At 68.4% G+C, this 12,469-nt stretch carries 9 protein-coding genes; 4 read left to right on the forward strand and 5 right to left on the reverse strand.

Translation table 11 applies throughout. From position 1 onward, the window contains the following. Positions 1-122: 122 nt before the first annotated feature. From FM104_RS11785 to FM104_RS11795, 3 genes are all read right to left on the reverse strand, one after another. Positions 123-914, reverse strand: a complete 792-nt coding sequence (locus tag FM104_RS11785) for a class I SAM-dependent methyltransferase (RefSeq protein WP_087132509.1) — start codon at positions 912-914, stop codon at positions 123-125. 123 nt (positions 915-1,037) lie between these two features. Continuing rightward, positions 1,038-2,222, reverse strand: coding sequence for an AMP-binding protein (locus FM104_RS11790; protein WP_087132443.1), 1,185 nt, complete (start codon positions 2,220-2,222; stop codon positions 1,038-1,040). Positions 2,223-2,242: 20 nt separating this feature from the next. After that, a complete protein-coding gene (locus tag FM104_RS11795; RefSeq protein ID WP_087132444.1) occupies positions 2,243-3,154 on the reverse strand; it encodes a 1,4-dihydroxy-2-naphthoyl-CoA synthase in 912 nt (303 codons plus the stop codon). 75 nt (positions 3,155-3,229) lie between these two features. Between FM104_RS11795 and FM104_RS11800 the strand changes: the two genes are divergently transcribed. Then, entirely contained in the window at positions 3,230-3,958 is a 729-nt protein-coding gene (locus tag FM104_RS11800) for a peptidylprolyl isomerase (protein ID WP_256971635.1), read from the forward strand. Between the two features lie 184 nt (positions 3,959-4,142). Then, complete coding sequence (locus tag FM104_RS11805) at positions 4,143-5,120, forward strand: o-succinylbenzoate synthase (protein ID WP_087132445.1); 978 nt, start codon at positions 4,143-4,145, stop codon at positions 5,118-5,120. Positions 5,121-5,158: 38 nt separating this feature from the next. Here FM104_RS11805 and FM104_RS11810 read toward each other — a convergent pair whose 3' ends face one another. Next, a complete protein-coding gene (locus FM104_RS11810) occupies positions 5,159-5,776 on the reverse strand; it encodes a TetR/AcrR family transcriptional regulator (RefSeq protein WP_087132446.1) in 618 nt (205 codons plus the stop codon). 122 nt (positions 5,777-5,898) lie between these two features. Between FM104_RS11810 and FM104_RS11815 the strand changes: the two genes are divergently transcribed. Both FM104_RS11815 and FM104_RS11820 read left to right on the forward strand, forming a co-directional pair. Then, on the forward strand, positions 5,899-8,850 hold the full coding sequence (locus tag FM104_RS11815; RefSeq protein ID WP_087132447.1) for an MMPL family transporter: 2,952 nt from the start codon (positions 5,899-5,901) through the stop codon (positions 8,848-8,850). Next, entirely contained in the window at positions 8,847-10,895 is a 2,049-nt protein-coding gene (locus tag FM104_RS11820) for a YhgE/Pip family protein (protein WP_087132448.1), read from the forward strand. The genes FM104_RS11815 and FM104_RS11820 overlap by 4 nt, the downstream gene beginning before the upstream one ends. Before the next feature lie 574 nt (positions 10,896-11,469). On the opposite strand, the gene ccsB is transcribed toward FM104_RS11820, so the two are convergent. After that, positions 11,470-12,468 carry a c-type cytochrome biogenesis protein CcsB gene (gene ccsB / locus FM104_RS11825; protein WP_087132449.1) on the reverse strand — a complete coding sequence of 333 codons (999 nt, stop codon included), beginning with the start codon at positions 12,466-12,468 and terminating at the stop codon, positions 11,470-11,472. Position 12,469 lies beyond the last annotated feature (1 nt).

A 12,469-nucleotide genomic window follows, 5' to 3' on the forward strand; every position in this document is an offset into this window, starting at 1 on the left:
TGTCTCGGGCTTCGGCGCGCGTCACGCCTCACGCTCCGCGTGCCCCGAATCGCCGCATCCGGCGCCCTGAAGCGACCACATGCGACACGCGAACCGAACTCGAGTCGAGCAGAGGCCGCGAATCACACTCGGCAGAGGACCTCACCGTGCGGCACCAGAAACCACCCGTCGCCATCGTCGGCCCACGCGCGCCACGCCTCGCTGATCCTCTGCAACTGCTCCCGGGTCGCCATGCCGGTGTCGAGCAGCTGCGCCGCGAGGGCCGAGTGCAGGATGCGGTCGGCCCACATCCCGCCCCACCATTGCCGCTCCGCATCGGTCGCGTAGCACCAGGTGGATGCTGTCGCGGTGACGTCGGTGAACCCCGCAGCCCTCGCCCAGGCCAGCAGGCGCCGGCCGGCATCCGGTTCTCCGCCGTTCACCCGTGCCGCATCGCGGTACAGCTGCAGCCACTCATCCAACTCGGGCAGCAGCGGAAACCAGATGAACCCCGCGTAGTCGGCGTCGCGTGCGGCGACCAGTCCGCCGGGCTTGGTGACCCGCCGCATCTCGCGCAGCGCCTGCACCGGGTCGCCGACATGCTGCAGCACCTGATGCGCATGCGTGACGTCGAAACTGTCATCAGCGCAGCCGAGCGAGTGCACGTCTTCGATCGAGAAGCTGGTATTCGTCGCGCCTGTTTCGGCGGCGAGCTTCTGCGAGAGCGCGAGCGCCTGCGCGTTGATCTCCGTGGCCGTGACGTGCGAAACACGGCTGGCGAAATCGACGGAGATCGTGCCAGGGCCGGCACCGATGTCGAGCAGTCGAGTGTCGGCCGTGAGGTGCTCGGCGAGGTACGCCGCCGAGTTATCGACGTTGCGGGTGTTGTGCGAGCGCAGCACCGAATCGTGGTGCCCGTGCGTGTAGACGGCCATGCGCGTCAGTCTGGCAGGGATTGCCGGGACGATCGCGTGCACAACTCCTCACAACCGGGGCGGGCGGCGCAGAAGACCGGCCGAACACCGGCATCCGCACGCACTTCTGAGGAGCCGCGTGCGTCAGTCGATGATGATGGGACGCGAGCGCGGGGTGGTGTCGCCGGAGTCGCCGTCCGGGGGCGGCGGCACGTCGTGGATCATTCGGCGCAGCAGCTCGCGATCAGGTTTGCCGGATGCCAGCATCGGCATGTCGTCGCCGAGTTCCAGCTGCACCGGGCGGGCGTGCTTGCCGATCTCGGCTGCCACGCGCGCTCGCGCGTCGTCCAGCATCCGCCTGCCGTCGCCGCTTGCCGGGGTGGCGAAGATGATCGACGATTCTCCCCAGCGCTCATCGGGCATACCGAGGACGACCGCCTGCTCGAGCCCCGGAACTGTGCGCACGATGCGCTCCACCCGGTCGAGCGAGATGTTGATGCCGCCCGACACGATCACGTTGTCGAGCCGGCCGTGCACCTCGACCTCACCGTCGAGGATGAATCCGCGATCGCCGGTGCGGTACCAGCGCTCGCCCTGGTCGTCTGTCATAAAGATGCGGTCGGTCAGCGCCGGGTCTCCGAGGTAGCCGCTGGCGAGCATGGGTCCGCTGATGCGCAGCTCGTCATCGACCTGCGCGACCCGCACACCGTCCAGCGGCACACCGTTGTAGACGCAGCCGCCGCTGGTCTCGCTGGATCCGTAGGTGTGCACGAGCGGCACGCGCAGGTCCATGGCGCGCATCCGGATGCTGTCGGAGAGCGCCTGCCCGCCGACGAGGATCGCGCGGTGCGCGCGCAGCGCCGCCACGACCGCCGGATCGGCATCCGCCGCATCGATCAAGGTGGCCAGCTGGGCGGGGACGAGCGAGACGTAGAGGTCATCGCCGGCAGCCTGCGGGGTTGCCTCGACGAAAGCTTCTGGGGTTAGCCGGCCATCGACGAACGTCGGATCGGTGCCGGCGAGCAGCGATCGCACCAGCACCTGCAGCCCGGCGACGTAGCCGGCGGGCAGCGCCAGCATCCACTGGCCGTCACCGATGCGCGACGCTGTCGCCGACGCACTCGCCTGCAGCGCGTCGGCGCTGAGGATCACGCGCTTGGGCACACCGGACGATCCGGAGGTAGCGACCACGGCGGCGGTTCCGTCCGGAACGACATCGTCGGGTCCTGGAATGAAACCGAGCGCCAGTGGGCGGATGCCGTCGAGCGCAGCCGGCAGCGCCGCGCGCACGGCCCGAGGGTCGTCGGCGTCGATCGGATGCAGCCTCATGGGTCCGGGCATCAGAGTGGTCAGTAGTGCCAGGGGTAAGGGGACCAGTCGGGCTCGCGCTTCTCGAGGAATGAGTCGCGGCCCTCGACGGCCTCATCGGTGCCGTACGCCAGACGCGTGGCCTCACCGGCGAACACCTGCTGGCCCATCAGCCCGTCATCAACCGCGTTGAAGGCGAACTTCAGCATCCGAATCGCCGTCGGCGACTTGGTGAGGATGGTGCGCGCCATCGCGATCGCCTCGCGTTCCAGCTCGGCGTGCGGCACGACCCGGTTGACAGCGCCTGCCTGCAGAGCGCGCTCCGCCGAGTACTCCTCGGCGAGGAAGAACACCTCGCGGGCGAACTTCTGGCCGGTCTGGCGTGCCATGTACGCCGACCCGTAGCCGGCATCGAAGCTGCCGACATCGGCATCCGTCTGCTTGAACCGGCCGTGCTCGGCACTCGCGATCGTGAGGTCACAGACCACGTGCAGCGAGTGCCCGCCGCCGGCTGCCCACCCGGGGACCACCGCGATGACGACCTTCGGCATGAAGCGGATCAGCCGCTGCACCTCGAGGATGTGCAGGCGTCCCGCGCGGGCGGGATCCTGCACGGCGTCGGCCTCATCGGAGTACTTGTAACCGTCGCGGCCGCGGATGCGCTGGTCTCCGCCGGAGCAGAATGCCCAGCCGCCGTCCTTCGCGCTCGGCCCGTTGCCGGTGAGGAGCACCACGCCGATGCGCGGATCCTGACGGGCGCCGTCGAGGGCACGGAACAGCTCATCGACGGTGTGCGGCCGAAAAGCGTTGCGCACCTCCGGACGATCGAATGCGATGCGGGCGATGCGCCCATCGTTCGAGACGTGGGCGGTGATGTCGGTGTACGCGTCGGCGCCGGGCGCCAGCATCCACTCGGCCGGATCGAACAAGTCGGAAACAGATGCGTTGGTCACGGCACCAGCCTATTGCCGCTTTCTGCCGAACCGGCTGTCAGCGGGCTCTTGTGCACGCTCGCGTACGATCGTCGCGTGCCTTCGCTCTTCGAATCCGTCACCCGTCCATCCCGCCTTCGCCGACTGCTGCTCGTCGCGAGCATCGGCGCGGCGCTCGCCCTCACTGGCTGCGCCTCGACGCCAGGATCCACGCCCGCCGAACCTGCGGCCACGCAGCCATCGGATGCCGCAACCCAGCCGGCAGCATCCGGCGAGTGCGCCTACCCGACCGCCAACGAGCGCCCGTCGGCGAAGCCGGTCACAGCGCCTGATGCAGACCCCAGCCTGTCGGGCGAGGTCGCGGCGACCATCACCACGAGCGCGGGCGACCTCGCGGTGACTCTGGATGCTGATGCTGCTCCCTGCACCGTGAACAGCTTCCTGTCGCTGGCCGAGCAGGGCTATTTCGACGGCACGACCTGCCACCGCCTCACGACTGAGGGCATCTTCGTGCTGCAGTGCGGCGACCCCACAGCAACCGGCACCGGTGGCCCCGGCTATTCCTTCGCCGATGAGCTCGACGGCTCAGAAACGTATGAGGCCGGCACGCTCGCCATGGCGAACGCCGGGCCGGACACCAACGGCTCGCAGTTCTTCGTCGTCTACGCCGACACCCCGCTTCCGCCGGCGTACACGGTGTTCGGTCACCTCGATGAGGCGAGCACCAAGATCGTCGCCGACATCGCAGCCGCCGGCACCGAGTCCGGTGCCCCCGATGGCGCTCCCAAGACCCCGGTCACCCTGGAATCAGTCACCGCGAACTGACTCCGGTCGCAAAAAGTCCCGCCGCGCGCACCGCGAAGCGGGACTTTTTGCGACTTGAGCGGCGGTCCGGCTCGCTCAGGTGCGCTCGCTATTCGCCTGCGCGGCCCACGCGCCAGCGCCACCAACGCACGCGAAGCGCACCTCAACGCACGTGAAGCACACCCCAACGCGGCATGATGGACGCATGACGCCTCCGCTCGCAGACATTCTCGACACGGCGCGAGTCGTCGCCCTCCCGATGCACACTCGGTTCCGCGGGGTCGACGTTCGCGAGGCGGTGCTGTTCGAGGGCCCGCAGGGCTGGGCTGAGTTCTCACCTTTCGTCGAATATGCGGATGCTGAGGCGCAGACCTGGCTCGCCGCGGCGATCGACTTCGCCTGGAACGAGCAGCCCGCTCTCCTTCGCGACCGCATTCCGGTGAACGCCACAGTTCCTGCGATAGCCGCCGAGCAGGTCGCCCAAGTGCTCGCCCGGTTCGACGGATGCCGCACCGCGAAGGTCAAGGTCGCCGAACGCGGCCAGGTGCTCGCCGACGACATCGCCCGGGTCCGTGCCGTGCGCGAGGTCATGGGCATCGAGGGGCGCATCCGCATCGACGCGAACGGCGCGTGGAATCTCGACGAGGCCGAGCACGCCATCCATGCCATGGCCGAGTTCGACATCGAGTACGCCGAGCAGCCCTGCGCCACGGTTCCCGAGCTCGCCGAGCTGCGCTACCGCGTCAAGCACAAAGGAATCCTCATCGCAGCGGATGAGAGCATCCGCAAGGCCACCGATCCGCTCGCCGTCGCCGAGGCCAAGGCAGCCGACCTCATCGTCATCAAGGCGCAGCCGCTTGGCGGCATTCGACGAGCGCTGTCGATCGTCGCCGAGACCGGTCTGCCTGCGGTCGTCTCGAGCGCCCTCGACACCGCAATCGGACTTTCGCAGGGCGCAGCTCTGGCAGCATCCCTTCCCGCTCTCGACTTCGACTGCGGACTGGGGACGGCGTCGCTGTTCGCCGACGACGTCGCCGACGCGCGTGCGGTGGGCGGGTCGGTGTCGGTTGCACGCGTGATTCCGGATGCTGCCGCGCTGGACCGGCTAGCCGCACCCGCCGACCGGCAGGACTGGTGGCGTGCACGGCTGACGCGCTGCCACGCGCTGCTGGCCGCGAACTGACGCGAGCGACGCACACGACCCGTGGCGATGGGGCCCTTTCAGGCCATCAGAACCTGCACAAGACGCCCGATCGCCTCGCCACTGGTGTCATGCAACTGGGTGTCGTCTTCGCCGGCCATCGCACCGCGGACGGCCATCCCCTCCCACACGATCATCAGCACGCGCGCCACGAGCTGCGGGTCCATCCGCAGCGTGATCGCGCCTGAATCGACGATCTCGCGAATGATCTCGGAGATGCTCGCCACCATCTCGTGCTCCTGCGCGAGGAATGCGGCACCGAATGCCTGATCCCGCAGCGCGCGAATGCGGATCTCGCTCATCAGCATCACGCTCAGACGGTCATCGCCACTGGCATCCATGATCCGCTGCACGAGCTCCACCGGCTCGTACCGCTCGAGCGCACCGTCGGCCGCCAGCGCCGTCACCTGCTCACGCACCGCGCCGAGCCGGGCTTCCGCAACGGTTCCGGCGAGAGTGAGAAAGAGCTCGTCCTTCGACTCGAAGTTGGAGTAGAACGCTCCGCGCGTGAAGCCAGCGCGCTCGCAGACGACCTCGACGGTCGCGCCTTCCAGCCCGACTTCGGCGAAGACCAGCGCCGCCGCGTCCAGCAGACGAGCGCGCGTGTTCTCGCGGCTGCGCGTCGGTGGTGTCGTCATGAAAGCCTCCTCTGCTCACTCTCGCAGGTTCACATCCTGTGCACAGCATCCGATCCCGTGCGTCCTTTACGATACATGTACGTACTGAATACATTCATGTATCGAACTTCGTCGGAGGAAGCGTGTCCACTCTCCTGTCATCGCTGGGTCGCTGGTCGTTCCGGCACCCCTGGCGCGTGCTCGTCAGCTGGCTGATCGTGCTCGGCATCGCCGGCGGCGGCGCCCTCGCACTCAGCGGCGGGACGGACAACAGCTTCTCCATCCCGGGCACCGAATCGCAGGCCGGCCTGGAGCAGCTCGAGCGCACGTTCCCGCAGGTCAGCGGCACGAACGCGCAGTTCATCGTCGTCGCGGCGCCCGGAGACAACATCACGGATGCCGAGTACAAGGACGAGATCGACAGCGCCGTCGACAAAATGGGACGCCTCGATGGCGTGCTGGCGGTCACCTCGCCCTACGACGAGAACATCGACGGCATGGTCAACGACGCCGAGACTGCGGCGATCGTGCGGCTGCAGTTCGATGGGCAGGTCAGCGACGTGCCCGAATCGATCAAGGACACGCTGCAGGACTCGGTCGACGCACTCGCCGCGTCTTTGCCCGACGGCTCGCAGACTGCCCTCGGCGGTGACCTGTTCGCTGTCTCCATCCCGACGATCACCCTCACCGAAGGCGTCGGTCTGCTGATCGCACTGCTGGTGCTGATCGTCACCTTCCGCTCGTTCGTGATCGCGGGCCTGCCGCTGCTGACAGCGATCCTCGGCGTGGGCATATCGATGGCCGGCATCTTCGCCGCCACCGCCTTCGCCTCGGTCTCGTCGACCACGCCGCTGCTCGCGCTCATGCTCGGGCTCGCGGTCGGAATCGACTACGCGCTCTTCATCGTCGCGCGCCACCAGGACCAGGTGCGCGACGGCGTCGACCCAGAGGAATCCACGGCACGCGCAGTCGGCACTGCCGGTTCTGCTGTCGTGTTCGCCGGCATCACCGTGCTCATCGCCCTGATCGGACTCGGCTTCGCCGGCATCCCGTTCCTGACGACCATGGGTATCGCGGCCGCCGTCGCGGTCGCGATCGCCGTCGCCATCTCGGTGACGCTCACCCCGGCGCTGCTCGGCTTCGTCAAGGGTCGCGTCATCGGCCGCCCGAAGCGCGTGAAGAAGGCCGCGAAGCAGGCGGATGCTGCCGCCGAAGGCTCCGAGCCAGCGACGGTCCCCGTCAAGCGCGGGTTCGCCGCACGCTGGGTCGCCGGCGTCACCCGCCGCCCGATTCTCGTCACGCTTGCCGTCGTGGTCGGACTCGGCGTCGTCGCCATCCCCGCGCTGAGCCTCGGACTCGCACTGCCGAACGCCGGCGTGCTGCCGCAGAACTCCGAAGCCCGCGTGAACTACGACGTCACGGCAGAAGAGTTCGGTCCCGGCTTCAATGGCCCGCTGATCCTCACCGGCACGATCGTCACCTCGACCGACCCGCTGACGCTCATGCAAGACCTCGGCGACGCCGTCGAGAAGGTTCCCGGTGTGCGCGAGGTGGCGCTGGCCACCCCGAACGAGACCGCCGACACCGGCATCGTGCAGATCATCCCAGAGACCGCTCCCGACGACCCGGCGACCTCCGACCTCGTCCGCGAGCTGCGCTCGCACCACGACGAGTGGCTCGACGAATTCGGCATCGATCTGAAGGTCACCGGATTCACGGCCGTCGCCATCGACATCTCCGATCAGCTCGGCGGCGCACTGCTGCCCTTCGGGCTCTTCGTCATCGGCTTGTCATTCGTGCTGCTGGCCGTCGTCTTCCGCTCGATCTGGGTTCCGATCACCGCGGCCATCGGCTACCTGCTGTCGATCATCGCGTCGTTCGGCGTCGTGGCAGCGGTATTCGAGTGGGGCTGGCTGGCCGACGCGCTGCATGTCGCCCGCACAGGACCGATCATCGCGTTCATGCCGATCGTGCTGATGGGTGTGCTGTTCGGCCTGGCGATGGACTACCAGGTGTTCCTCGTCTCGCGCATGCGCGAAGACTATGTGCATGCCCGACGAGACCCGCAGAAGGCGCAGGGACGATCGGCGCGCGACATCGCGATCGATTCGGTCCGCACCGGGTTCACCAGTTCTGCTCGTGTCGTGACGGCAGCCGCGCTGATCATGTTCGCCGTGTTCGTGGCGTTCGTGCCCGAGGGTGACTCCTCGCTCAAGCCGATCGCGCTGGGACTCGCCGCGGGTATCGCGATCGATGCCTTCCTCGTGCGGATGACGCTGATCCCCGCAGTGATGGCGATCCTCGGTGACCGCGCCTGGCGCATCCCGCAGTGGATGGAGCGCCTCCTTCCGCACGTCGACATCGAGGGCGAAGCCGTCGAGCGCGAGCGCGAGCTGGAGCAGTGGCCCGGAGACGACAGCATCCTCGCCGCCGACGACCTCACGCTCGAAGCTGCCGGCATCGACGGCGCCCACCTGCGCCTGGCGCCAGGTGAGGCTCTCATCGTGACGGGAGCATCGCCGCGTGCGCTGCGCACGCTTGCGCTGGCTCTCGCCGGACGCGTGAAGGCGGATGCCGGGATGCTGCGCGTCGCCGGTCATCTCATGCCGGGGCGTGCCGCCTGGGTGCGTGCGCATGTCGGCATCGCACTGCTCGATGCCACGGATACCGCGGGCCAGCTCACCGAGGCGCTGCGCGGCAGCGCGGGCCTGGTGATTCTCGACGGCACCGATCGGCTCTCGGCGGCCGAGCGCGATCAGCTTGCTGCGCGTCTGCGCGATGCGGGCTCGAAGATGGCGGTGCTGATCACCTCCGCCAACCCGGATGCGGCGCAGGCGCTGCTCGCGGAAGCGGGGCGCTCCACGGCATCCGTCACCGACCTGCGCTCACCCGCCTCCGACCCGCGCGCTGGCGCCGCCGACCCGCACGCTGCCACCACAGCCCCGCGCGCTGACACCGCCGACACCCCGCTTTCGCGTCGAGACCCCAAGGTATCGACGTCCACAGCCGGGGTTCTCGACAACAACACGGGGTCTCGGCGCACGCAGCCCCATGACGGCACGACTTCCATCGACACCTCCGAGGTGAAGGCATGACTCTCCCCATCGAACGCGCACGCTCGCGGCGGCCGATCACCTGGCTGACCATCATCGGCGTGCTGCTGCTGCCGGCGCTGATCGGCGGCATCCTCGTCACCGCGCTGCAGAACCCGACCGACCGTCTTGAATCGATGACGGCCGCGGTCGTGAACCTCGACGAGCCCGTGACCGTCGATGGCCAGTACACGCCGCTCGGGCGCCAGCTCGCCGCAGGACTCGTCGAGGGTTCGGACGAGGTCTCGTCGAACCTCACCTGGGTGATCTCGAACGAGAAGGACGCCGCGAAGGGCATGGCCGACGGCAGCTACCAGGCGATCGTGACGATCCCGAAGTCGTTCTCAGCGGATGCCACGTCATCGGGCGTTGCTCTGAAGAGCGGCGAAGCCGGCGACGCCGAGCAGGCCAAGATCACTGTCACCACGCCACCGGATGGCCGCGTTGCTGATGGCATGATCTCGCAGCAGATCGCGTCGGTCGCCGCATCCACGATGGGCACGATGATCAGCGAGGCGACCGTCGGCAACGTGCTGGTCGGCTTCGCCACCATCGGCGACCAGATCGGCGAGGCGGCCGACGGGGCCGACAAGCTCACCGATGGCGCATGGAGCGCGGCGGACGGCGCGGCGGAGATTCCCGACGGCGCGACCAAACTCGCCTCCGGCGCCAACGGTCTCGCCGACGGCGCGACCCAGCTCGCTAACGGCCTCGGCACGATCTCGAGCAAGTCGCGCGAAGCCGCAGCCGGCGCCGCCCAGCTCGGTCAGGGACTGAACACAGGTGCGGCGACGCTCGAGCGCGATGGACTCGTTCCCGCGCAGCTCACCGAGGCCGCGGGCCTCGCCGAGAAAGCCAGCGCGGGTGCCGCCCAGGCAGCCGGCGGGGCCGCGCAGGCCAGTACCGGCGTGCAGCAGGGAATCGACGGACTGGCGCCCGGTCTACGCGAGCTTGCAGGCTCGTGCGACGTGGCAGCTGACCCAGAGTTCTGCGGCAAGCTGTCGGCGATGGCGGGAGCGGCGGAGAGCCTGCAGTCCCCCGCGGCCACCGCTGCCGAGCTCGCCACGACGGCGGCGCAGGCAGCCGATGGCGCACGCCAGGCCTCGGCCGGCACGGCATCCGGTCTCGCCGCCCTCAACGCCGTGGCGCCCAAGCAGATCGCAGACCAGATGCGCACGGCAGGTTCTGCGGCGACCCAGCTCGGGTCGGGTCTCGTTCAGCTCGCCGACGGTGTCGCCGACTCGGCGACCGGTGCACGCGGTCTCTCCTCCGGAGCGACCCAGCTCGGCGACGGCGCGAACGCGCTTGCCGACGGAGCAGGCACCCTCGCGGACGGAATCAGCACGTTGGCAACCGGCACGGGCGACCTCGCCGATGGACTGCACACGGCGTCGACCTCGCTGCCGTCGTTCGACGATGAGCAGTCGACGTCGCTGGCGTCGGTCATCGCCGATCCGGTGAAGAACGCGTCGTCAACCGACGATCTGTTCGGTCCGAGCACGATCCCGCTGCTGTCGGTGCTCGTGCTCTGGTTCGGTGCGCTGGCTTCGTTCATCGCGCTGCGCGCGGTACCGGGGAGCGCGCTCACCTCTCGACGCTCGTCGATCGGCATGGTGCTGCGCGGGTTCTGGCCGGCTGCGGCGATCGGCGCCGGGCAGGGCGTTCTCGTCGCGCTGATCGTGCAGATCGTCGCGGGCTACGACGCCGCCACGTGGTGGGGTTTCGCCGGGTTCGCGGTGCTCGTCGGAATCGGCTTCGCCGCGATCAACCAGGCGCTCCTCGCCGTCCTCGGCGGCATCGGACGCTGGATCAGTGCACTCGTGGGCGTGGTCGCTCTCGCAACGAGCCTGATCTCGACGGTGCCCGGCTGGCTTGCAGGGCTAGGAGCGGCGATGCCTACGGCGCCCGCACTGAGCGGATTGATCACTCCGAGCGGCAGCGCCGCAGCCGGAATCGTCGTATGGGCCGTGCTGTCGATCGGCGTCGCGACCCTGGCTGCCGCTTCTCGTCGCACGACCAGCGCCAAGGCGGTGCTCGCCGCGGCGTAGGCGGTGCTGGCCGCGCCGTAGCCGGTGCTGGCTGCGGCGTAGCCGGTGCTGGCTGCGGCGTAGTCGGTGCTGTTCCCGTCGCAAATGATCCCGCCTCAGTTGCATCCCCGCTGTTCCCGTCGCAAATTGTCCCGCCTGCGAAGCGATCGAGCGGGACAAAATGCGACGGGAGCAGGGGTGCAGTACCGTCGTCCGATGCCGCGAGCTGCCCTGCCGTTCGCGTGGCGCATATTGCCGCATCACGGCGAATGCAGCTACACGACGCGACCCGAACACGAGGATGCAAAAGTCAGCAGCCATTCCTGGCTCCAGTTGCGCCATAAAAGACGTCCGCATCGGCAGTGCCATCCGATCTGCTCGTTCAGGTGGCGCAGATGGCCGCGTCCCGAGGAATGAATCGGCACAATGCGGCACGTGAACCCGGATACACCATCGAGCGCACGGGTTCAGGTGTCGCAGATGGCCGCGTCCTGAGGCCTGACGCGGCACGATGAGGCACCCGAGTCAGGAAGTTCGCCTCAGCCCCGGTCAGCTGTGGCAGGCGGCGCCTCGCAAAGCGCGCACTGACACGAACTCAGCTGAGGCCGGAGTAGGCGTGCAGTCCCTTGAAAAAGACGTTCACGATCGCGAAGTTAAAGATGACCGCGGCGAAGCCGGTGATCGACAGCCATGCCGAAGGGTTTCCGCGCCAGCCGCGCGTTGCCCGAGCGTGGATGTAGCCGGCGTAGAGCACCCAGATGATGAACGTCCAGGTCTCCTTCACGTCGAAGCCCCAGTACCGGCCCCACGCGTCCTGCGCCCAGATGGAGCCGGCGATCAGAGTGAACGTCCAGAAGATGAAGCCGACGACGGTGAAGTGGTAGGCCATGTTCTCGAGCCGCACCGTGCCAGGCAGCGTCCGCAGGAATCCGGGGCCGGTTTTCGCCATGCCCTCGGCGATCCGGCGCTCGCGCCGCGACTGCATCAACTGCATCACCGACAGCGCGAAGGCGAGTGCGAACAGCGCCGTCGACAGCGACGCGACGAAGACGTGGATGACCAGCCACACCGACTTCAGCGGGTCGACCAGCGGCGTCACATCGACGTAGAAGTTCGCCGCCGCGGCACCCAGCAGCACGAGCACCAGGCCCGAGATGAAGCTGCCGAGATACTGCAGGTCGAGCCTGGTGAGCATCACCAGGTACACGAGCATGATCAGCAGGGTGCCGATCATCGCGAACTCGTACAGGTTCGCCCACGGCACGCGCCCCGCCGCGACTCCGCGCGTGACAGTCGCCGTGAGGTGGAACAGCCAGCCGAGCACCGCCAGCGACGTACCGATGCGCGCGAGCACGAAACGCTGCTTCTTCATCGGTGCGCCATCAGAGCCGACAGCCCCAGAAGCGCTGCCCGCGTCAGAGCCCAGCTCGACGGCATCCGCTCCGCCGCCCGCTCCGACCCCGACGAGAACCTTGGCCTCGGCGCTCACCGCTGATCGACGGGCGAGGTCGAACGCGTACGCGATGAACGATCCGGCGTAGATGGCGATCGCCGTCCACAGTGTGAGGATCGAGATCGAATCGAGGTCAGGCATT

Source organism: Microbacterium esteraromaticum (genome assembly GCF_900163815.1).
GTDB classification, from domain to species: domain Bacteria; phylum Actinomycetota; class Actinomycetes; order Actinomycetales; family Microbacteriaceae; genus Microbacterium; species Microbacterium esteraromaticum_B.

Coding starts and splice junctions, on each gene's coding strand:
- FM104_RS11785 (WP_087132509.1), bottom strand. CDS start 914: ATGGCCGTCTACACGCACGGGCACCACGATTCGGTGCTGCGCTCGCAC.
- FM104_RS11790 (WP_087132443.1), bottom strand. CDS start 2,222: ATGAGGCTGCATCCGATCGACGCCGACGACCCTCGGGCCGTGCGCGCG.
- FM104_RS11805 (WP_087132445.1), top strand. CDS start 4,143: ATGACGCCTCCGCTCGCAGACATTCTCGACACGGCGCGAGTCGTCGCC.
- FM104_RS11810 (WP_087132446.1), bottom strand. CDS start 5,776: ATGACGACACCACCGACGCGCAGCCGCGAGAACACGCGCGCTCGTCTG.
- FM104_RS11820 (WP_087132448.1), top strand. CDS start 8,847: ATGACTCTCCCCATCGAACGCGCACGCTCGCGGCGGCCGATCACCTGG.
- ccsB (WP_087132449.1), bottom strand. CDS start 12,468: ATGCCTGACCTCGATTCGATCTCGATCCTCACACTGTGGACGGCGATC.